The organism is Streptomyces sp. NPDC101191, assembly GCF_044767915.1.
Taxonomy (GTDB): domain Bacteria; phylum Actinomycetota; class Actinomycetes; order Streptomycetales; family Streptomycetaceae; genus Streptomyces.
Genome location: NZ_JBIWOU010000004.1, coordinates 46,667 through 68,295, shown reverse-complemented (window position 1 = coordinate 68,295; position 21,629 = coordinate 46,667). Strand labels below are relative to the sequence as shown.

General features: G+C 72.4%; 18 protein-coding genes. 14 read left to right on the top strand and 4 right to left on the bottom strand.

All coding sequences use genetic code 11. From position 1 onward, the window contains the following. Nucleotides 1-141: 141 nt before the first annotated feature. The 10 genes from ACIRQF_RS17010 (at nucleotide 142) to ACIRQF_RS16965 (ending at nucleotide 13,374) form a co-directional block, all read left to right on the top strand. Nucleotides 142-1,092: an EamA family transporter gene (locus ACIRQF_RS17010; RefSeq protein ID WP_404092980.1), complete on the top strand. Its 951-nt coding sequence runs from the start codon at nucleotides 142-144 to the stop codon at nucleotides 1,090-1,092. Nucleotides 1,093-1,289: 197 nt separating this feature from the next. After that, nucleotides 1,290-2,735, top strand: a complete 1,446-nt coding sequence (locus ACIRQF_RS17005) for an aldehyde dehydrogenase family protein (RefSeq protein ID WP_376637520.1) — start codon at nucleotides 1,290-1,292, stop codon at nucleotides 2,733-2,735. Nucleotides 2,736-2,935: 200 nt separating this feature from the next. Continuing rightward, nucleotides 2,936-4,864: an acyl-CoA dehydrogenase family protein gene (locus ACIRQF_RS17000; protein ID WP_404092977.1), complete on the top strand. Its 1,929-nt coding sequence runs from the start codon at nucleotides 2,936-2,938 to the stop codon at nucleotides 4,862-4,864. Nucleotides 4,865-4,949: 85 nt separating this feature from the next. After that, entirely contained in the window at nucleotides 4,950-6,197 is a 1,248-nt protein-coding gene (gene aroA / locus ACIRQF_RS16995) for a 3-phosphoshikimate 1-carboxyvinyltransferase (protein ID WP_404092974.1), read from the top strand. A 48-nt stretch (nucleotides 6,198-6,245) separates the two neighbouring features. Then, nucleotides 6,246-7,496: a 1-deoxy-D-xylulose-5-phosphate reductoisomerase gene (dxr, locus tag ACIRQF_RS16990; protein WP_376637523.1), complete on the top strand. Its 1,251-nt coding sequence runs from the start codon at nucleotides 6,246-6,248 to the stop codon at nucleotides 7,494-7,496. Then, nucleotides 7,493-8,797, top strand: coding sequence for an RIP metalloprotease (locus ACIRQF_RS16985; protein WP_376637524.1), 1,305 nt, complete (start codon nucleotides 7,493-7,495; stop codon nucleotides 8,795-8,797). Before dxr ends, ACIRQF_RS16985 begins: the two co-directional genes overlap by 4 nt. Nucleotides 8,798-8,901: 104 nt before the next feature. Then, a complete protein-coding gene (gene ispG / locus ACIRQF_RS16980) occupies nucleotides 8,902-10,059 on the top strand; it encodes a flavodoxin-dependent (E)-4-hydroxy-3-methylbut-2-enyl-diphosphate synthase (RefSeq protein WP_365348802.1) in 1,158 nt (385 codons plus the stop codon). A gap of 122 nt (nucleotides 10,060-10,181) precedes the next feature. Next, nucleotides 10,182-11,027: a GNAT family N-acetyltransferase gene (locus ACIRQF_RS16975; protein ID WP_382478039.1), complete on the top strand. Its 846-nt coding sequence runs from the start codon at nucleotides 10,182-10,184 to the stop codon at nucleotides 11,025-11,027. Between the two features lie 21 nt (nucleotides 11,028-11,048). Next, on the top strand, nucleotides 11,049-11,591 hold the full coding sequence (locus ACIRQF_RS16970) for a GNAT family N-acetyltransferase (RefSeq protein WP_404092968.1): 543 nt from the start codon (nucleotides 11,049-11,051) through the stop codon (nucleotides 11,589-11,591). A gap of 82 nt (nucleotides 11,592-11,673) precedes the next feature. Continuing rightward, nucleotides 11,674-13,374: a proline--tRNA ligase gene (locus tag ACIRQF_RS16965; protein WP_382478041.1), complete on the top strand. Its 1,701-nt coding sequence runs from the start codon at nucleotides 11,674-11,676 to the stop codon at nucleotides 13,372-13,374. Between the two features lie 63 nt (nucleotides 13,375-13,437). Here the strand turns inward: ACIRQF_RS16965 and ACIRQF_RS16960 are convergent, their stop codons facing one another. From ACIRQF_RS16960 to ACIRQF_RS16945, 4 genes are read right to left on the bottom strand one after another with little or no spacing between them, the layout of a single operon-like run. After that, complete coding sequence (locus ACIRQF_RS16960; protein WP_376637528.1) at nucleotides 13,438-14,403, bottom strand: slipin family protein; 966 nt, start codon at nucleotides 14,401-14,403, stop codon at nucleotides 13,438-13,440. Between the two features lie 57 nt (nucleotides 14,404-14,460). Beyond that, the gene (locus ACIRQF_RS16955) at nucleotides 14,461-15,348 is read right to left on the bottom strand and encodes an aminoglycoside phosphotransferase family protein (protein WP_404092964.1); all 888 of its coding nucleotides are present in this window, start codon (nucleotides 15,346-15,348) and stop codon (nucleotides 14,461-14,463) included. Nucleotides 15,349-15,372: 24 nt separating this feature from the next. Continuing rightward, nucleotides 15,373-15,789 (bottom strand): ferritin-like domain-containing protein, encoded by a 417-nt coding sequence (locus ACIRQF_RS16950; protein ID WP_382478045.1) that lies wholly within the window; start codon nucleotides 15,787-15,789, stop codon nucleotides 15,373-15,375. Then, a complete protein-coding gene (locus tag ACIRQF_RS16945; protein ID WP_404092961.1) occupies nucleotides 15,786-16,322 on the bottom strand; it encodes a hypothetical protein in 537 nt (178 codons plus the stop codon). The genes ACIRQF_RS16950 and ACIRQF_RS16945 overlap by 4 nt, the downstream gene beginning before the upstream one ends. 163 nt (nucleotides 16,323-16,485) lie before the next feature. Here ACIRQF_RS16945 and rimP point away from each other — a divergent pair, with 163 nt between their 5' ends. From rimP to infB, 4 genes are all read left to right on the top strand, one after another. Next, a complete protein-coding gene (gene rimP / locus ACIRQF_RS16940) occupies nucleotides 16,486-16,992 on the top strand; it encodes a ribosome maturation factor RimP (protein ID WP_382478047.1) in 507 nt (168 codons plus the stop codon). Between the two features lie 2 nt (nucleotides 16,993-16,994). Then, nucleotides 16,995-17,996 (top strand): transcription termination factor NusA, encoded by a 1,002-nt coding sequence (nusA, locus tag ACIRQF_RS16935; RefSeq protein WP_404092958.1) that lies wholly within the window; start codon nucleotides 16,995-16,997, stop codon nucleotides 17,994-17,996. Between the two features lie 103 nt (nucleotides 17,997-18,099). After that, the gene (locus ACIRQF_RS16930) at nucleotides 18,100-18,378 is read left to right on the top strand and encodes a YlxR family protein (RefSeq protein ID WP_376637534.1); all 279 of its coding nucleotides are present in this window, start codon (nucleotides 18,100-18,102) and stop codon (nucleotides 18,376-18,378) included. A 159-nt stretch (nucleotides 18,379-18,537) separates the two neighbouring features. Next, complete coding sequence (gene infB, locus ACIRQF_RS16925; RefSeq protein WP_389752216.1) at nucleotides 18,538-21,618, top strand: translation initiation factor IF-2; 3,081 nt, start codon at nucleotides 18,538-18,540, stop codon at nucleotides 21,616-21,618. The last annotated feature ends 11 nt before the right edge of the window (nucleotides 21,619-21,629 follow it).

Genomic DNA, 21,629 nt, shown 5'->3' with positions numbered 1-21,629 from the left:
CCCGACGCCCCGACGCCCCGACGCCCCGACGCCCCGACGCCCCGACGCTCCCGGCCCCCGACGCCCCCGAATCCCCTCCCCCCTGCCCGATCCCGGGCAAATTCCTGGCCCGGGAGCCGCTCGCTCCGTAATCTCCTGGGCATGACAACCCCCGCCGTCGATCCGGCTGCCGCAGAGATCCCGTCCGTTCCGGCCCCCGCCCCGCGGCGGATACCCGTCGCCGTCTGGGCGGCGCTCGGGATCGTCTACGTCGTCTGGGGGTCCACGTACCTCGGTATCCGGATCGTCGTCGAGACGCTGCCGCCCTTCCTCTCCGCCGGGGCGCGCTTCATCACGGCCGGGCTGCTGCTCGCCGGGATCATCGCGTGGCGGCAGGGGCCCGCCGCGCTCAAGGTGAGCCCGCGGGAGCTCGCCTCGGCGGTCGGCGTCGGACTGCTGCTCATCCTCGGCGGCAACGGGCTGGTGGTGCTCGCCGAGACCTCCGTGCCGTCAGGGCTCACCGCGCTGCTGATCGCGGTCGTCCCGGCCTGGGTCGTCCTGCTGAAGGCCGGGGCCGGCGAGCGGCCGAGCGCGGGCGGCACCGTCGGGGTGCTGCTCGGGCTCGCCGGGCTCGCCGTGCTGACGCTGCCCGGGCTGAGCGGTGAGGTGCACGTCGGCGGTGTCCTGCTGGTCGTCGCCGCGACCGTCTGCTGGTCGGTCGGCTCCTTCTCCTCCTCGCGGATCCCGATGCCCCGCAACCCGTTCACCGCGAGCGCGTACGAGATGCTGGCCGGTGGCATCGCGGGCGTCGGCGTCGGCCTGGTCCGCGGCGAGCAGCACGGCCTCGACCTGTCGGCCGTGTCGGGACGCTCCTGGGCGGCCCTCGCGTACCTCGTCGTCTTCGGCTCGCTGATCGCCTTCACCGCGTACGCCTGGCTCCTCCAGGCCGCGCCTCTCTCGCTCGTCGCGACCTACGCGTACGTCAACCCCGTCGTCGCGGTCGCCCTCGGCGCCCTGGTCCTCGGCGAGGCCCTGTCCTGGCCCCTCGTGCTCGGCGGCGCGATCGTCGTGGCCGGAGTGTGTCTCATCGTGTCGACCGAGCGGCGCAGATGATCACCCGCCCCCTCAGGCCGCGCGCCGGTGACGGTGCGGGCCGCCGGGCGCGCGGGGCCCCGCGCCAAACCGGACAGGTGCCCGCCCGCACCACTCCACAGCGGACAAGCGCCCCTCCGCCCGCTTCGCCCTAACGTGGCAGCAGAGCGCGAGAACACCCCCTCGCACCACCCCGAAACGGAAAGGGCCGGTACGCAATGACGACCACCCACGCCTTCTGGCTCGCCGGCCGCGAGGCCACCGGCGAGGCCAGCTTCGACGTCACGAACTCGTACGACGGACGTCTGGTCGGCAAGGTCAGCGTGCCCACCGAGGCCCAGGTCGAGGAGGCCGTCGCCGCCGCGCACGCGGTCGTCGACGAGTTCGCCGCCACCCCGGCGCACGTCCGTGCCGCCGCGCTCGACCACGTGTCGAAGCGCCTCGCCGAGCGCACCGAGGAGATCGCCCAGCTGATCTCCGCCGAGAACGGCAAGCCCATCAAGTGGGCCCGCGGCGAGGTCGGCCGTGCCGTCTCCGTGTTCCGTTTCGCCGCCGAGGAGGCCCGCCGCTGGAACGCCGGCGAGGCCCAGCGCCTGGACACCGAGGCCGGTGGCGCGGGCCGCCTCGCGCTCACCCGCCGCATCCCCAAGGGCGTCGTGCTCGGCATCGCGCCGTTCAACTTCCCGCTGAACCTCAGCGCGCACAAGGTCGCCCCGGCCATCGCCGTCGGCGCCCCGATCATCCTCAAGCCGGCCCCGGCCACCCCGATCTCCTCCCTGATCCTGGGCGAGATCCTGGCCGAGACCGACCTGCCGGCCGGTTCCTGGTCGATCCTGACCGTGCCGAACGACCGCATGCCCGCCCTGGTCCAGGACGAGCGCCTCCCGGTCATCTCCTTCACCGGCTCCGACAAGGTCGGCTACGCCATCCAGCAGTCCGTGCCCCACAAGCACTGCACCCTGGAGCTCGGCGGCAACGCCGCCGCCGTCGTGCTGCCCGACTGGTCCTCCGAGGCCGACCTGGACTGGGCCGCGAGCCGCATCGCGACCTTCTCCAACTACCAGGGCGGCCAGTCCTGCATCTCCGTGCAGCGCGTGATCGCCGACGCCACCGTCTACGACCGCCTGCTGCCGAAGATCGTCGCGGCCGTCGAGGCCCAGGTCGCCGGCGACCCGGCGGACGACGCCACCGACGTCGGCCCGCTGGTCGACGAGGCCGCCGCCCAGCGCGTCGAGGCCTGGGTCGACGAGGCCGTCGCGGCCGGCGCGAAGCTGCTCGCCGGCGGCAAGCGCGAGGGCGCCACCTACGCCCCGACCGTCCTCGCCGACCTCCCGGCCGACGTCACCCTGGCCCGTGCCGAGGTCTTCGGCCCGGTCCTGACGATCGCCAAGGTCGACGGCGAGGCCGAGGCCTTCGCCGCGGTCAACGACTCGGACTTCGGCCTCCAGGCCGGCGTCTTCACCCGCGACCTGCAGGCCGCCTTCCGCGCCCACCGCGCCCTGGAGGTCGGCGGCGTGATCGTCGGCGACGTCCCGTCCTACCGCGCCGACCAGATGCCGTACGGCGGCGCCAAGCGCTCCGGCGTCGGCCGCGAGGGCGTCAAGTTCGCCATGGACGACTACACCTACGAGCGCGTCCTGGTCCTCACCGGCCTGGCGCTCTAGGCAACCCGTACGGACCAAAGGCGTCCGTACGCACGAGACAGACGGTCCGAGCCCACTGTGCGGGGGCTCGGACCGTCCTCGTCTTCCCCCGCCCGCCGGGAACCGCCGCCACGACCGTTTCCGAAACCGCTGATTTCGGGTACGACGGACGAGTAGCACCACGCCACACCAGGCCCCGACGAGCGGCAGGTGAGCTCTTCATGTCCGCACCCACCCAGCGGCCGCCCAAGGTCACCGAACGCGAGGCCCGGCAGGTCGCCGAGGCGGCACGCCAGCAGGACTGGCACAAGCCGAGCTTCGCCAAGGAACTCTTCCTCGGCCGGTTCCGACTCGACCTCATCCATCCCCACCCGATGCCCGCCGACGAGGACGTCCGGCGCGGCGAGGCCTTCCTCGCCAAGCTGCGCGCGTTCTGCGAGACCCGGGTCGACGGCGCCCGCATCGAACGCGAGGCCCGCATCCCCGACGAGACCGTCACCGGCCTCAAGGAACTCGGCGCGCTCGGCATGAAGATCGACCCCAAGTACGGCGGTCTCGGCCTCACCCAGCTCTACTACAACCGCGCCCTCGCCCTGGTCGGCTCGGTCAGCCCCGCGCTCGGCGCGCTGCTCTCCGCCCACCAGTCGATCGGCGTGCCGCAGCCGCTGAAGCTCTTCGGCACCCAGGAGCAGAAGGACGCCTTCCTGCCGCGGCTCGCCCGCAGCGACATCTCCGCCTTCCTGCTCACCGAGCCCGACGTCGGCTCCGACCCGGCCCGGCTCGCCACCACCGCCGTGCCCGACGGGGACGACACCTACGTCCTCGACGGCGTGAAGCTGTGGACCACCAACGGCGTCGTCGCCGACCTCCTCGTCGTCATGGCCCGCGTCCCCGCCTCCGAGGGGCACCGCGGCGGCATCACCGCCTTCGTCGTCGAGGGCGACTCGCCCGGCATCACCGTCGAGCACCGCAACGCCTTCATGGGCCTGCGCGGCCTGGAGAACGGCGTCACCCGCTTCCACCAGGTGCGCGTCCCCGCCGCGAACCGCATCGGACCCGAGGGCTCAGGCCTCAAGATCGCCCTCACCACCCTCAACACCGGCCGCCTCTCGCTCCCGGCCGCCTGCGCCGGCGCCGGCAAGTGGTGCCTGAAGATCTCCCGCGAATGGGCCGCCGAGCGCGAGCAGTGGGGCAAGCCGGTCGCCCGCCACGAGGCCGTCGGCACCAAGATCTCGTTCATCGCCGCCACCGCCTTCGCCCTGGAGGCCGTCGTCGACCTCGCCTCCCAGATGGCCGACGAGGACCGCAACGACATCCGGATCGAGGCCGCCCTCGCCAAGCTCTACGGCTCCGAGATGGCCTGGCGGATGGCCGACGAACTGGTCCAGATCCGCGGCGGCCGCGGCTACGAGACCGCCGACTCGCTCGCCGCCCGCGGCGAACGCGCCGTGCCCGCCGAACAGCTCCTGCGCGACCTGCGGATCAACCGGATCTTCGAGGGCTCCACCGAGATCATGCACCTGCTGATCGCCCGCGAGGCCGTCGACGCCCACCTCGCCGTCGCCGGCGACATCATCGACCCCGACAAGGCCCTCGCCGACAAGGCCAAGGCGGGCGCCCGGGCCGGCGGCTTCTACGCCCGCTGGCTGCCGAGACTGGTCGCCGGACAGGGCCAGCTCCCCGGCGCCTACGCCGAGTTCGGCGAGCTGGCGACCCATCTCCGCTACGTCGAACGCACCTCCCGCAAGCTCGCCCGCTCCACCTTCTACGCCATGTCCCGCTGGCAGGGGAAGATGGAGCTCAAGCAGGCCTTCCTCGGCCGGATCGTCGACATCGGCGCCGAACTCTTCGCCATGAGCGCCGCCTGCGTACGGGCCGAACTCCTGCGCACCACAGGCGAGCACGGCCGCGAGGCCCACCAGCTCGCCGACGCCTTCTGCCGCCAGGCCCGGCTCCGGGTAGCCGAGCTCTTCGGCCGCCTCTGGGACAACACCGACGACCTGGACCGCAAGGTCGTCGACGGTGTCCTCGCGGGCTCGTACACCTGGCTGGAGGAGGGCATCCTCGACCCGAGCGGCGACGGCCCGTGGATCGCCGGCACACCCCCCGGCCCCTCGGAGCGGGAGAACGTCCACCGGAAGATCCGGTAGTTGCCCGGCCGGAGCCGCCTCCCGGCCGCGTCCATCCTCCGGACGCGGCCGCCGGGCCGGCGCCGGCCACGGCAGGATGGCGGGCGTGACCGTCATCGACATCCCCGGCTCCAAGTCCGTCACCGCCCGCGCCCTTTTCCTCGCGGCCGCCGCCGAAGGCACCACCACGCTGCTCCGGCCGCTGCGCTCCGACGACACCGAGGGCTTCGTCGAGGGTCTGAAGGCCCTCGGCTACGCCGTCCGGGAGGAGCCGGGCGCCTGGCACATCGAGGGCCGGCCCGCCGGGCCCGGGGTCGCCGAGGCCGACGTGTACTGCCGGGACGGCGCGACCACCGCCCGCTTCCTGCCGACGCTGGCCGCCGCCGGGCACGGCACCTTCCGCTTCGACGCCTCCGCCCAGATGCGCCGCCGCCCGCTCGGCCCGCTCACCACCGCCCTGCGCGAGCTCGGCGTCGAGCTGGCGCACGGCGACCGCGAGGGGCACCACCCGCTCACCGTCACCGGCCGCGGCATCAAGGGCGGCGCGATCCGGCTCGACGCCGGCCAGTCGTCCCAGTACCTGACCGCGCTGCTGATGCTGGGCCCGCTCACCACCGAGGGCCTGTCCATCACCGTCACCGACCTGGTCTCGGAGCCGTACGTCGAGATCACGCTGGCGATGATGCGGAGCTTCGGCGCCGAGACCGTCCGGGAGGACGGTCCCGAGGGGCGCACGTACACCGTCGCCCCCACCGGCTACCGCGCCACCACGTACGCCGTCGAGCCCGACGCCTCGACCGCCGGCTACTTCTTCGCCGCGGCCGCCCTCACCCCGGGCGCCGCCGTCACCGTCCCCGGCCTCGGCACCGGCGCCCTCCAGGGCGACCTCGGCTTCGTGGACGTCCTGGAGCGCATGGGCGCCGACGTCCGGATCACCGCCGAGGGAACGACCGTCCGCTCCACCGGCGGCCTGCGCGGACTCACGGTCAACATGCGCGACATCTCCGACACCATGCCGACGCTCGCCGCGATCGCCGCCTTCGCCGACGGGCCGGTCCGCATCGAGGACGTCGCCAACACCCGGGTCAAGGAGTGCGACCGGCTCGAGGCCTGCGCAGAGAACCTGCGCCGGCTCGGCATCGACGTCGCCACCGGCCCCGACTGGATCGAGATCCGCCCCGGCACCCCCGCCGGACCTGTCGAGATCGCCACCCACGGCGATCACCGCATCGTGATGTCCTTCGCGGTCACCGCGCTGCGCACCCCGGGCGTCACCTTCGACGACCCCGGCTGCGTGCGGAAGACGTTCCCGGACTTCCACACCGCCTTCGAGGCCTTCCGGCGGCAGCTGTGAGGCAGGCGGTGTGAGAGGCGCACAGTCTTTGCGGCAAGAATGGGGGGCATGAGCGACCGCCCCTCTCCTCTCGCCGACCCACACCTCACCTTCGACGTCACCGAAGGGCGCCGGGACATCGTCGTCCTCGGCTCGACCGGGTCCATCGGCACCCAGGCCATCGACCTGGTCCTGCGCAACCCCGACCGGTTCCGGGTCACCGCCCTCGCCGCCTCCGGCGGCCGGATCGGACTGCTCGCCGAGCAGGCGCACCGGCTGCGGGTCCAGGCGGTCGCGGTCGCCCGCGAGGACGCGGTGGACGAGCTCCGTACGGCCCTCGGCGCGCTGTACGGCTCCGAGCCGCTGCCCGAGATCCTGGCCGGCCCGGACGCCGCCACCCAGCTGGCGGCCTCGCCGTGCCACACGGTCCTCAACGGCATCACGGGCTCCATCGGCCTGGCGCCCACCCTCGCCGCCCTGGAAGCCGGCCGCACCCTCGCGCTCGCCAACAAGGAGTCGCTGATCGTCGGCGGTCCGCTGGTCAAGGCGCTGGCCAAGCCGGGCCAGATCATCCCGGTCGACTCCGAGCACGCCGCCCTGTTCCAGGCGCTGGCCGCCGGCACCCGCGCCGACGTCCGCAAGCTCGTCGTCACGGCCTCCGGCGGCCCCTTCCGCGGCCGGACCCGGGACCAGCTGGCGGACGTGACCCGCGAGGACGCCCTGGCGCACCCGACCTGGGCGATGGGCCCGGTCATCACCGTGAACAGCGCGACCCTGGTGAACAAGGGCCTGGAGGTCATCGAGGCCCACCTGCTCTACGACATCCCGTTCGACCGCATCGAGGTCGTCGTCCACCCGCAGTCGTACGTGCACTCCATGGTCGAGTTCACCGACGGCTCCACCCTCGCCCAGGCCACCCCGCCGGACATGCGCGGTCCGATCGCCATCGGCATCGGCTGGCCCGAGCGGGTCCCGGACGCGGCCCCGGCCTTCGACTGGAGCACGGCCTCCACCTGGGAGTTCTTCCCCCTCGACAACGAGGCCTTCCCGTCGGTGAACCTCGCCCGGCACGTCGGCACGCTCGGCGGCACCGCGCCGGCCGTCTTCAACGCCGCCAACGAGGAGTGCGTGGACGCCTTCCTCGCCGGAAGGCTGCCGTTCAACGGAATCATGGATACCGTCACCGCAGTCGTCACCGAACACGGGGACCCGGGCACGGGAACCCCGCTCACGGTGTCGGACGTCCTGGAAGCGGAGACCTGGGCACGTGCCCGGGCCCGGGAACTCGCGGCGAAGGCAATCGCGGAGGCGCGCGCATGACCATTCTCCTGACCGTCCTCGGCATCGTGCTGTTCGCGCTGGGACTCCTCGTCTCCATCGCGTGGCACGAGCTGGGCCACCTCTCCACGGCCAAGCTCTTCGGCATCCGGGTGCCGCAGTACATGGTGGGCTTCGGCCCGACCATCTGGTCGCGGAAGAAGGGCGAGACGGAGTACGGCATCAAGGCCATCCCGGCCGGCGGCTACATCCGGATGATCGGCATGTTCCCGCCCGGCAAGGACGGCCGGATCGAGGCCCGCTCCACCTCCCCCTGGCGCTCCATGATCGAGGACGCCCGCGAGGCCTCCTTCGAGGAACTGCAGCCCGGCGACGAGGAGCGGCTCTTCTACACGCGCAAGCCGTGGAAGCGCGTCATCGTCATGTTCGCCGGCCCGTTCATGAACCTGGTGCTCGCCGTCCTGCTGTTCTTCGGCAGCGCCATGGCCGTCGGCTTCGAGACCCAGACCACCAAGGTCGCCGGCGTCACCACCTGCGTCATCGACCAGAGCGAGAAGCGCGACACCTGCAAGCCGAGCGACCGCCCGTCGCCCGCGAAGGCGGCCGGCCTCCTCAAGGGCGACCGGATCGTCGCCTTCAACGGCGAGCGCGTCTCCGACTGGAACACCCTGTCCGACCGCATCCGCGCCACCACCGGCCCGGTCACCGTCACCGTCCAGCGCGGCGGCAAGGAGCTGGACCTCCACGCGACGCTCCTGGAGAACCGGGTCCTGAAGAAGGACGCGGACGGCCGCGTCGTCCAGCCCGCCCAGTACGTCTCCGCCGGCTACCTCGGCTTCGAGTCCGGCCGCGAGGTCGTCCCGCTCACCTTCGGCCAGTCCGCCGACCGGATGTCCGAGCAGCTCCAGGCCGGCGTCGAGTCCGTCCTCGCCCTGCCGAGCAAGATCCCCGCCCTGTGGGACGCCGCCTTCGGCGACGGCGAGCGCAAGCAGGACTCGCCGGTGGGCGTGGTCGGCGCCGCCCGGATCAGCGGCGAGCTGATGAGCGTCGAGGCACCGCCGCAGACCCGGCTGGTGTTCTTCCTCCAGCTGGTCGTCATGTTCAACGTGTCGCTGTTCCTGTTCAACATGCTCCCGCTGCTCCCGCTCGACGGCGGCCACATCGCCGGCGCCCTGTGGGAGTCGATCCGCCGGCACACCGCGCGGATCTTCAAGCGCCCCGACCCGGGCCCGTTCGACGTGGCGAAGCTGATGCCGGCCGCGTACGTGGTGGCGGGCGTGTTCGTCTGCTTCACGCTGCTCGTCCTCGTCGCCGACATCGTCAATCCGGTGAAGATCACCTAGTGCCCACCCGGCCGGGCACCCGTGCGGTGTCCGGCCGCCCGCCCCCGGGGCGGTAATCTCGAAGACCTGAGCCCGATGAACCACACCTTGGGGTTGTACAGCTGATGACCGCGATCTCTCTCGGTATCCCGACCGTTCCGACCCGGCTCGCCGAACGGCGCAAGAGCCGCCAGATCCAGGTCGGATCGGTGGCCGTCGGCGGCGACGCCCCCGTGTCGGTGCAGTCGATGACCACCACCCGCACCTCCGACATCGGCGCCACGCTCCAGCAGATCGCCGAGCTGACCGCCTCCGGCTGCCAGATCGTGCGCGTGGCCTGTCCCACCCAGGACGACGCCGACGCCCTCGCGACCATCGCGAAGAAGTCGCAGATCCCGGTCATCGCCGACATCCACTTCCAGCCGAAGTACGTGTTCGCCGCCATCGACGCCGGCTGCGCCGCGGTGCGGGTCAACCCGGGCAACATCAAGCAGTTCGACGACAAGGTCAAGGAGATCGCCAAGGCGGCCTCCGCGGCCGGCACCCCGATCCGGATCGGCGTCAACGCCGGCTCGCTCGACGCCCGCCTGCTCGCCAAGTACGGCAAGGCCACCCCCGAGGCGCTCGTCGAGTCGGCCCTCTGGGAGGCCTCCCTCTTCGAGGAGCACGGCTTCCGGGACATCAAGATCTCGGTCAAGCACAACGACCCGGTCGTCATGGTCAACGCCTACCGTCAGCTCGCCGCCCAGTGCGACTACCCGCTGCACCTCGGCGTCACCGAGGCCGGCCCCGCCTTCCAGGGCACCATCAAGTCCGCCGTCGCCTTCGGCGCGCTGCTCGCCGAGGGCATCGGCGACACCATCCGGGTCTCCCTCTCCGCCCCGCCGGCCGAGGAGATCAAGGTCGGCATCCAGATCCTGGAGTCGCTCAACCTGCGCCAGCGCCGCCTGGAGATCGTCTCCTGCCCGTCCTGCGGCCGCGCCCAGGTCGACGTCTACAAGCTCGCCGAGGAGGTGACCGCCGGCCTGGAGGGCATGGAGGTCCCGCTCCGCGTCGCCGTCATGGGCTGCGTCGTCAACGGCCCGGGCGAGGCCCGCGAGGCCGATCTCGGCGTCGCCTCCGGCAACGGCAAGGGCCAGATCTTCGTCAAGGGCGAGGTCATCAAGACCGTGCCCGAGTCGAAGATCGTCGAGACCCTCATCGACGAGGCGATGAAGATCGCCGAGCAGATGGAGAAGGACGGCGTCATGAGCGGCGAGCCGACGGTCTCCGTCGCCGGCTGACCCCCTCCACGCACCGAAGCCCTTCCGGCCACCCCCCGGCCGGAGGGGCTTTCGCACACCCCCACCCGGCGGGAACGGGGGTAAAGTGCCAGGACCAGCAGAACCGTACGGTGAGGCCCCACGTGTTGACGCAATCATCGACGCGGGTCCTCGAACCCGCCGACCTCGGCGCGGCGCTCGCCGTCCTGGACAGCGCACCCGTCGAGAACGCCTTCGTCACGGCCCGCGTCCAGCTCGCCGGGCTCGACCCATGGCGCCTGGGCGGCGAGATGTGGGGCTGGTACACCGACGGGCACCTCACCTCGCTGTGCTACTCCGGCGCCAACCTCGTGCCCATCTGCGCCACCCCCGAGGCCGTCCGCGCCTTCGCCGAACGGGCCCGGCGCACCGGCCGCCGCTGCTCCTCCATCGTCGGCCCCGCCGCACCCACCGCCGAGCTCTGGCGGCTGCTCGAACCCAGCTGGGGTCCCGCCCGCGACGTCCGCGCCCACCAGCCGCTGATGGTCGCCGACGCACCCTCCGTCACCGTCGCGCCCGACCCGCTGGTGCGCCGGGTCCGCAAGGACGAGATGGAGACGATCATGCCGGCGTGCGTGGCCATGTTCACCGAGGAGGTCGGCATCTCCCCGCTCTCCAACGACGGCGGACTGCTCTACCAGGCCCGGGTCGCCGAGCTCGTCGGCTCCGGCCGCTCCTTCGCCCGCATCGAGGACGGCAAGGTCGTCTTCAAGGCCGAGATCGGCGCCGCCACCCGTCAGGCCTGCCAGATCCAGGGCGTCTGGGTCGCCCCCGAACACCGCGGCCGCGGCCTGTCCGAGACCGGCATGGCCGCCGTCCTCGCGTACGCGCTCGCCGACGTGGCGCCGCTCGTCAGCCTCTACGTCAACGACTACAACGCCCCCGCCAGGGCCGCGTACCGCCGCGTCGGCTTCCAGGAGGTCGGCGCCTTCATGAGCGTGCTGTTCTGACCGGCTTGTAGGGTGCGGCGCATGGATGACACCGAGATCGCGATCGCGCCGGTCAATCTCGCCGCACGGGTCGACGAGGCCCTCGCCGTCCAGGCCGTCGCCTTCGGCCTCGACGCGGGTGAGGTGGCCGTTCGCCGGCACATCGTGCTGCGTCATCTCCTCAGCCCCGGTGCCTGCGCCTACGGGGCGACGACCCCCGACGGGCGGCTCGTCGGCTTCGTCTACGGGATGCCCAACGACCGCTCCCACTGGTGGTCGACCATCGTGGAGCCCTATCTGCGCGCCCTGGGCAACGTCGCCTGGCTCGACGACTCCTTCGTCATCACCGAGCTGCACGTCCACCCCGACTTCCAGGGCCGGGGCGTGGGCCGCGAGCTCATCACCACCATCACCGACGGCTCGGAGCTGCCGCGTTCGATCCTCTCCGCCATCGACACCGAGAGCCCCGCCCGCGGCCTCTACCGCTCGCTCGGCTACACCGACCTGGCCCGGCAGGTCCACTTCCCCAGCGCGCCCCGCCCCTACGTGGTGATGGGCGCCCCGCTGCCGCTCAAGCGCCGGTAGCCGAGGCGTTACTGATTTCACCGAGCCGGGCTCGCCCGGCTAACCTCGGGGCCATCACCCAACCAGCAGGAGTACGAGAACCATGGCCAACGCACCGGTCCAGCGCATGTCCCAGTTGATGGCGAAGACGCTGCGCGACGACCCGGCGGACGCCGAGGTCCTCAGCCACAAGCTCCTCGTCCGCGCCGGCTACGTCCGCCGCACCGCCGCCGGCATCTGGAGCTGGCTGCCCCTCGGCAGGAAGGTGCTCTCCAACGTCGAGCGCATCGTCCGCGAGGAGATGGACGCCATCGGCGCCCAGGAGGTCTCCCTGCCGGCCCTGCTGCCCAGGGAGCCCTACGAGGCGACCGGCCGCTGGGAGGAGTACGGCGCCGAGCTGTTCCGCCTCCAGGACCGCAAGGGCGGCGACTACCTCCTCGGCCCGACGCACGAGGAGATCTTCACCCTCCTGGTGAAGGACCAGTGTTCGTCGTACAAGGACCTGCCGGTCATCCTGTACCAGATCCAGACCAAGTTCCGTGACGAGGCCCGCCCCCGGGCCGGCATCCTGCGCGGCCGCGAGTTCCTGATGAAGGACTCCTACTCCTTCGACCTGGAGGACGAGGGCCTGGCCCGGTCCTACGCCCTGCACCGCCAGGCCTACCAGCGCGTCTTCGAGCGCCTCGGCCTCGACTACCGCATCTGCGCCGCCACCGCGGGCGCCATGGGCGGCTCGAAGTCCGAGGAGTTCCTCGCCCCGGCCGAGGCCGGCGAGGACACCTTCGCCGACTGCCCGAACTGCGACTTCGCCGCGAACACCGAGGCGATCACGTACGAGCTGAAGGCCGTCGACGGCTCCGCGGTGCCGGCCGCCGAGGACATCGCGACGCCCGACACCCCGACCATCGAGACCCTGGCCGCCCACCTCGGCGTCCCGGCCTCCGCCACGCTCAAGAACCTCCTCGTGAAGGTCGGCGGCGAGATCGTCGCCGTGGGTGTGCCCGGCGACCGCGAGGTCGACCTGGGCAAGGTCGAGGCGCACTTCGCCCCGGCGACCGTCGAGATGGTCACCGAGGCCGACTTCGCCGAGCGCTCCGACCTGGTCCGCGGCTACGTCGGCCCGCAGGGTCTCGACAAGGTGACGTACCTCGCCGACCCGCGCGTCGCGCCGGGCACGGCCTGGATCACCGGCGCCAACCAGGAGGGCATGCACGCGAAGAACGTCGTCGCGGGCCGCGACTTCGAGGTCGACGAGTACGTCGACGTCGTCGTCGTGCAGGAGGGCGACCCGTGCCCCAAGTGCGGCACCGGCCTGAAGCTGGACCGCGCCATCGAGATCGGCCACATCTTCCAGCTGGGCCGCAAGTACGCCGACGCCCTCAAGCTCGACGTCCTCGGCCAGAACGGCAAGCCGGTCCGCGTCACCATGGGCTCGTACGGCATCGGCGTCTCGCGCGCCGTCGCCGCCCTGGCCGAGCAGTCCGCCGACGACAAGGGCCTGTGCTGGCCCGCCGAGGTCGCCCCGGCCGACGTCCACGTCGTCGCCGCCGGCAAGGCCCTGCAGACCGAGCTGGCCCTGGAGGTCTCCGACAAGCTGGCCGCGGCCGGCCTGCGGGTCCTGGTCGACGACCGCGCCGGTGTCTCCCCGGGCGTCAAGTTCACCGACGCCGAGCTGATCGGCGTCCCGAAGATCCTCGTCGCCGGCCGCCGCTCGGGCGAGGGCGTCGTGGAGCTGAAGGACCGCCGCACGGGCGAGCGCGAGGAGCTCACCGTCGACGAGGCGATCGCCCGCCTCACCGCGTAACACGCAGCGAACGGAGGGGTGCGGGGCCGTCGGGCCCCGCACCCCTCCGGCGTACGGTCACGATCAGGTCCCGTCCTCCTCCCGGGACGCCGGCTCCACCGAGGCACCGGTCAGGTCCTCGATGGCCTCCGTCGCGTCAGCCCGGCCCGCGAGATACGCGTCGGAACCGGCCTCCGGAGGCACCGGCGGCGGCACCGGGGGCGGCGCGAGGCCCGGCAGGGGTTCCTGGTTCACCGGCGTGGCCGGGTGCTCCGCGGGGTGAGGGGACGTCGGAGCGGCACGCTCCAGGAAGCGGAGCAGCTCCACCGGGATCGGCAGCACCAGCGTCGAGTTCTTCTCCGCCGAGACCGCCATGACCGTCTGGAGCAGGCGCAGCTGCAGGGCGGCCGGCGCGTCCTCCAACTGGTGCGCCGCCTCCGCCAGCTTCTTCGACGCCTGCAACTCCGCGTCCGCGTTGATCACGCGGGCCCGCCGCTCCCGGTCGGCCTCCGCCTGGCGGGCCATCGACCGCTTCATGGTCTCCGGCAGCGAGACGTCCTTGATCTCGACCCGGTCGATCGCGACCCCCCAGCCCATCGCCGGACTGTCCAGCATCAGCTCGAGCCCCTGGTTGAGCTTCTCCCGGTTCGACAGCAGGTCGTCGAGGTCGCTCTTGCCGATGATCGACCGCAGGGACGTCTGCGCCATCTGCGAGACGGCGAACTTGTAGTCCTCCACCCGCACCAGCGCGTCCGCCGCGTCGACGACCTTGAAGTAGACGACCGCGTCCACCCGCACCGTCACGTTGTCCCGGGTGATGCCCTCCTGGGCGGGCACCGGCATCGTGACGATCTGCATGTTCACCTTGTGGAGGCGGTCCACGCCCGGGATGATCATCGTGAACCCGGGCTTGCGCTCCTCGCCGCGCAGCCGCCCGAAGCGGAACACCACCCCGCGCTCGTACTGCTTCACGATCCGCGCCGCCGCGGCGGAGTACACCGCGATCGCCGCGGCCGCTCCCGCAGCCGCCATCAACAGCTCTTGGATCATCAGGGCCCCCTGGGGAAGGGTTACAAAAAGGGTATTCCCCTCAAGCGTGCCCTGGACTCACAGCCAGCCCGCGAACTCCAGGAGCAGCTCCGCGTCCGCCCGCCGCCCGGCGGTCAGCGCGCGCGTCGCGGACTCGACCGCACGGAACAGGGTCCAGCCGCGCAGCCGGTCCCGGTCGACCTCCAGGGAGTCCGCCAGCTTGTTCACCCGGCGCCGGGCCGCCGACGCGCCCGCCGACGCGGCCACCAGGTCCTCGACCCGGTCGCGGACGAGCCGCGCCAGGTCGTAGGCCCGCTCGCCCACCAGCGGCTCCGGGCCGACGGCGAGCCACGGTGCGCGGTCGCCGGCCAGCACCTTGCCCTGCCGGAAGTTGCCGTGCAGCAGGAGCGTCTCCGCGGGGCCGGTCACCAGCTCCCCGCGCGCGGCGAGCGCCGCGGCCACCAGGCCGCCGGTCTCCTCGTCCGCGGCGCCGTACCGGGCCATGCCCTCGGTCTGCCGCCCGGTGCGCTCGGCCACCGACTCGAAGCCGTGCCCGGCCGGCGGCTCCACCCACAGCCTGCGCACCGTGCCCGCCGCCTCGAGCAGCGCCTTCGCCTCCGGCAGGGAGCGCAGGGACACCTCGGTGTGCAGCCGTTCCAGGACCAGCGCGCCGTCCTCGGTCTCCGCGAGGAGCCGGGCCGTACCCCAGCCGTTCCAGTGCGCGAGCGCGTCCCGCTCCAGGTCCGGACGGGTGAATCCGGGTGCGATCTTCACGACGGCGTCGGGGGCGAGGACGACCAGACTGCTGCGCCCGCCCGGGGCCACCACCCGCTCGGCGACCAGGCCGGCGTGCTCCAGCGCGTCCTGGGCGAGCCCGGGGAGTTCCCCGAGCCATTCGGCCGCGGCCGCGTCCCCGTACGTCTCCTTGAGAGCCCGCACCAGTCGCTGCGGCGGTTCGAAACCCATGCGTGCGTTGTTCCTCCGTTCGGCTCAGGCCCGTTCGGCGAGCCCAGGAAAGGTTACGTCGCTGCCGCGCCAGCGGACCGCCCGCACCGCCGCCTCGCGCAGAGCCGCGGCCGCGTCCCGGCGCAGCGGGCCCTCGGCGGAGCGGACGAGGTCGGCCCAGACCCCGGCGACCCGGTCCTCCAGGACGGCCGCGAGGCGCACGGCGGCGGCCGGGTCGGGCACCGCGAACGGCAGTTCGTAGGCGGCTGCCGCGGCGGCCGGCTCGCCGCCCAGGTCCCGCACGGTGCGGCGCAGCGCGTCGCGGCGGGCGCGGTGGGCCTCGTAGCCGGCGGTGGCCTCGGCGCGCCGGGCCTCGCCGACGCGGGCGCCGACGACCCCGTAGCCGTAGACGGCGGCGTGCTCGGCGGCGAGGGCGGCCTGGGCCGCCTCCAGGGCGGTCATCCGCGGCCCCCCTCGATCAGCAGGTACGCGTGGGCCGCTCCGGAGGCGGCGACGGAGGCGAGCAGCCGGGCGTACTCGGGCGGCGCGGTCAGCAGCGTGGCGGTGTGGGTGTCGGCGGTCGCCCGTTCGGCGGACGCCAGGCTCCGGAGCGCGGCGGCGGGGTCGGCCGGCACCCGGACGAAGGCGAGGGACCGGGAGGGGGCGGGGGAGGGCGAGCCGGAACGGGTGGGGCCCGGGGCGGGGGCCGTGCCCCCTTCGGCCAGGGCCTTCACCTGGGCCGCCACCGCCTCCCGCAGCGGCGTCAGCCGGGCCGCCAGCGCCGGGTGCGCGTCGGCCACGGAGTCGTACCGCAGCAGCAGGTCCCGGCTGGTGGCCGCCGAGCGGGTGCGCAGGGCGGCCTCCGCGGCCGCCGCCCGTTCGGCGGCGGTCGGCTTCCTGGGGCCCTCGTCCCCGCCGGACGTGCACCCCGCGAGCGTGATCGCCGCTCCCGCCGCGCCCGCCGTGAGGAGCGCGCGTCTGCCCACCGTCGTCACGCCTTCTCCCTCGCGCTCATGTTTTCGAAGATCGAAGATCACCGCAGGCGAGCGTACCCGCGGCCCCCGGCCCGGTGGACGGCAACACCCTCCGGGACCGGATACCCTTTGATCTGACACGCGACGAACCCACAACAGCACACGCGGCCGAGGAGTCACCCGGATGAGCACCACCCAGAGCGAACGGCTGCGCGGTCTTCTGGAGCCGCTCGTTCACGCGAAGGACCTCGACCTCGAGGAGATCGAGGTGTCCCGGGCCGGCCGCCGCGGACTGCTGAGGGTCATCGTCGACTCGGACGAGGGCGTCGAACTGGACGCCTGCGCCGAGCTGAGCCGCGTCATCTCCGAGAAGCTCGACGAGACGGACGCGATGGGCGAGGGCGAGTACGTCCTCGAAGTCAGCTCCCCGGGCGCCGACCGTCCTCTCACCCAGCACCGCCACTACGTGCGCGCCACCGGCCGCCTGGTGAAGCTGCAGCTGACCCCCGAGGCAGGCGGCGGCGAGGTCGTCACCCGCGTCCTGGCCGTGGACGAGAACGGCCTGGACACCGAGGTGCCGGGCGTGAAGGGCCGTAAGGCCACCGCCCGCCGGGTGGAGTTCGCCGAGATCGCCAAGGCGCGTGTCGAGATCGAGTTCAACCGCAAGGACAAGAAGGAAGAGGAGGCGTAGCCGTGGACATCGACGTGAAGCTCCTGAAGGGCTTGGCACAGGAGAAGGAAATCTCCTTCGAGATGCTGGTCGAGGCGATCGAGTCGGCCCTCCTCATCGCCTATCACCGCACCCCCTCGGCCCGGCGCCACGCGCGCGTGGAGCTGGACCGGCACACCGGTCACGTGACGGTGTGGGCGAAGGAAGACCCCGCGGACCTCGAGGAGGGGCAGCAGCCGAAGGAGTTCGACGACACGCCGTCGGACTTCGGCCGGATCGCGGCGAGCACCGCCCGCCAGGTCATCCAGCAGCGGCTGCGGGACGCGGAGAACGACGTCACCTTCGGCGAGTACGCGCGCCGCGAGGGCGACATCGTGGCCGGCCAGGTGCAGCAGGGCAAGGACCCGAAGAACGTCCTCGTCAAGCTGGACGACAAGCTGGAGGCCATCCTTCCGGTGCAGGAGCAGGTGCCGGGCGAGGACTACACGCACGGTCTGCGGCTGCGCACGTACGTCGTGCGGGTGGCGAAGGGTGTCCGCGGTCCGTCCGTCACCCTGTCGCGCACGCACCCCAATCTGGTGAAGAAGCTGTTCGCCCTGGAGGTGCCGGAGATCGCCGACGGTTCCGTCGAGATCGCCGCCATCGCCCGTGAGGCCGGACACCGCACCAAGATCGCCGTCCGTTCCACCCGTTCGGGCCTGAACGCCAAGGGCGCCTGCATCGGCCCCATGGGTGGCCGGGTGCGCAACGTGATGGCGGAGCTGCTCGGCGAGAAGATCGACATCGTCGACTGGTCGGACGACCCGGCCGAGATGGTGGCGAACGCGCTCTCCCCCGCCCGGGTCTCCAAGGTCGAGATCGTCGACCTGGCCGCCCGGTCCGCCCGGGTGACGGTGCCGGACTACCAGCTGTCGCTCGCGATCGGCAAGGAGGGGCAGAACGCCCGTCTGGCCGCGCGGCTCACCGGCTGGCGGATCGACATCCGTCCGGACACCGAGCAGCAGAGCGAGGGCTCGGCCCAGTAGTACGGCGGCCCGGTCACGTACCGACGCTGATCCTTTTTTGGCCAACAACTGTTCGATTTCTGCCCCGAACGGGTGAGGTCGGTACGGGGAGGTAGACTTAAGCGTGTCTGGCCGGACGCATGCCCGCGCCTGCCCTGAGCGAACCTGTGTGGGATGCCGGGAGCGAGCGGCCAAGAGCGATCTGCTGCGGATCGTGATGAATAAGGACGAGTGCGTTCCCGATCATCGCGGTACGCTGCCCGGCCGGGGTGCGTACCTGCACCCCGCCTCGGTCTGTCTCGACCAGGCGGTGCGCCGCCGAGCGTTCCCGAGGGCCTTCAAGGTCCAGGGGCCGCTCGACACGGCGGCGCTTCGCGCATACGTCGAGCAGGGCGCACCGTAGAAGTACGGCACAAAAGATGTACGGCACGGAATCCCGTGCGGTCAGGTACCTCGCGAGTTGGAAGTAGGTCGAGATTGCGATGAGCACTCGATGAGTACGCGATGAGTACGCCCATGAAGTAGCGACGGTCCGGCGGTAACCGGACCTAAAAGGAGCGAAGTGGCTAAGGTCCGGGTATACGAACTCGCCAAGGAGTTCGGCGTGGAGAGCAAGGTCGTCATGGCCAAGCTCCAAGAACTCGGTGAATTCGTCCGTTCGGCGTCCTCGACGATCGAGGCGCCGGTCGTGCGCAAGTTGACTGACGCTTTGCAGGGTCCCGGCGGCAACGCCGGCAAGACCGCTGCCAAGCCCGGCGCGCCCCGCAAGGCGACGCCCGCCCCCAAGCCCGCGGCACCGGCTCCGGCCGCCGCGGCACGTCCCGCTGCCCCCAAGCCCGGCGCCCCGGCCCCCAAGCCGGCCCCCGCCGCGCCTGCGGCCCCGGTCACCCCGGCCGCGCCCGCGAGCAGCACCCCCTCTCCGGCTCCGGCCGCGTCGGGCCCCCGTCCGGGTCCGAAGCCCGCGCCCAAGCCGGCTCCCGCCGCCCCGGCTCCGAGCACCCCGGAGTTCACCGCGCCTCCGTCGGCCCCGGCCGCCGGTCAGCGTTCCGGTGGCGGTACCCCCGGTCCGCGTCCCGCCGCTGCCCGTCAGGGCCAGCAGGCGCCGCGTCCGGGTCAGCAGGCCCCCCGTCCCGGCCAGCAGGCCCCGCGTCCGGGCGGTCGCCCGGCCGGCCCGCGTCCGGGCAACAACCCCTTCACGTCCGGCGGCTCCACCGGCATGGCGCGCCCGCAGGCGCCCCGTCCGCAGGGTGGCGCTCCGCGTCCCGGCGGCCCCGGCGGCCAGGGTGGCGCTCCGCGTCCGCAGGGCCAGGGCGGCGTTCCCGGCGCCCCGCGTCCCCAGGGCGGCGCTCCGCGTCCGACCCCGGGTGGCATGCCTCGTCCGCAGGCTCCCCGTCCGGGCGGCGCGCCCGGCGGTAACCGTCCGAACCCGGGCATGATGCCGCAGCGTCCCGCTGCCGGCCCGCGTCCGGGCCCCGGCGGCCGTGGCCCGGGTGGCCCCGGCGGTCGTCCCGGTGGCGGCGGTGGCGGCGGCGGTCGTCCCGGCTTCGCCGGCCGTCCGGCCGGTCCCGGCGGTGGCGGCGGCGGCTTCGCCGGTCGTCCCGGTGGTCCCGGTGGCGGCGGCGGCGGTCGTCCGGGTGGTCCCGGCGGTGGCGGCGGCTTCGGCGGTCGTCCCGGCGGCTTCGGTGGCCGTCCCGGCGGCCCGGGTGGCCGTGGTGGCACGCAGGGCGCCTTCGGTCGTCCCGGCGGTCCCGCGCGTCGCGGTCGCAAGTCGAAGCGGCAGAGGCGCCAGGAGTACGAGGCCATGCAGGCCCCGTCCGTGGGCGGCGTGATGCTGCCTCGCGGCAACGGCGACACCATTCGCCTGTCGCGCGGCGCGTCCCTCACCGATTTCGCCGAGAAGATCGGCGCCAACCCGGCGTCGCTCGTCGCGGTGATGATGAACCTCGGTGAGATGGTCACGGCGACGCAGTCCGTCTCCGACGACACGCTGACCATGCTCGGCGAGGAGATGAACTACACCGTTCAGATCGTCTCGCCGGAGGAGGAGGACCGCGAGCTCCTCGAGTCCTTCGACATCGAGTTCGGCGAGGACGAGGGCGGCGAAGAGGCCCTGGTCTCCCGTCCGCCGGTCGTGACCGTCATGGGTCACGTCGACCACGGTAAGACCCGACTCCTCGACGCGATCCGCAAGACCAACGTGGTCGCGGGCGAGGCCGGTGGCATCACCCAGCACATCGGTGCCTACCAGGTCGGTACCGAGGTCAACGGCGAAGAGCGTCGCATCACCTTCATCGACACCCCGGGTCACGAGGCGTTCACCGCCATGCGTGCCCGTGGTGCGAAGTCGACCGACATCGCGATCCTCGTGGTGGCGGCCAACGACGGTGTGATGCCCCAGACGATCGAGGCGCTGAACCACGCCAAGGCGGCCGGTGTGCCGATCGTGGTCGCGGTCAACAAGATCGACGTCGAGGGCGCTGACCCGGTCAAGGTCCGTGGCCAGCTGACCGAGTTCGGTCTGGTGGCCGAGGAGTACGGCGGCGACACCATGTTCGTCGACATCTCCGCCAAGCAGGGTCTGCACATCGACTCCCTGCTGGAGGCCGTGGTCCTCACCGCCGACGCCTCGCTCGACCTGCGGGCCAACCCGAACCAGGACGCGCAGGGCATCGCCATCGAGTCGCACCTCGACCGTGGTCGTGGCGCCGTCTCGACGGTCCTGGTCCAGCGCGGAACGCTGCGCATCGGCGACACCGTGGTGGTCGGCGACGCGTACGGCCGCGTCCGGGCGATGCTCGACGACAAGGGCAACAACGTCGAGGAGGCGGCCCCGTCGACTCCCGTCCTGGTGCTCGGTCTCACCAACGTGCCGGGTGCCGGCGACAACCTCCTGGTGGTCGACGAGGACCGTACGGCCCGCCAGATCGCCGAGAAGCGCGCTGCGCGTGAGCGCAACGCCGCCTTCGCCAAGCGCGTCCGCCGGGTGTCCCTCGAGGACCTCGACAAGGTGCTCAAGGCCGGTCTCGTCCAGGAACTCAACCTCATCATCAAGGGCGACGCGTCCGGTGCGGTCGAGGCCCTCGAAGCCTCGCTGCTCCAGCTCGACGTCGGCGAAGAGGTCGACATCCGTGTCCTGCACCGCGGTGTGGGTGCGGTCACCGAGTCGGACATCGACCTGGCCATGGGCTCCGACGCCATCGTCATCGGCTACAACGTCCGTGCGGCCGGCCGTGCCGCGCAGATGGCGGAGCGCGAGGGCGTCGACGTCCGGTACTACTCGGTCATCTACCAGGCGATCGAGGAGATCGAGGCGGCGCTCAAGGGCCTCCTCAAGCCGGAGTACGAAGAGGTCGAGCTCGGCACGGCGGAGATCCGCGAGGTCTTCCGCTCGTCCAAGCTGGGCAACATCGCCGGTGTCCTCATCCGCTCGGGCGAGGTCAAGCGCAACACCAAGGCGCGACTCCTCCGCGACGGCAAGGTCATCGCCGAGGACCTCACCATCCACGGTCTGCGCCGCTTCAAGGACGACGTCACCGAGATTCGTGAAGGCTTCGAGGGTGGTATCAACCTCGGAAACTACAACGACATCAAGATCGACGACGTCATCGCGACGTACGAGATGCGCGAGAAGCCGCGCGCGTAACGCACACGGCT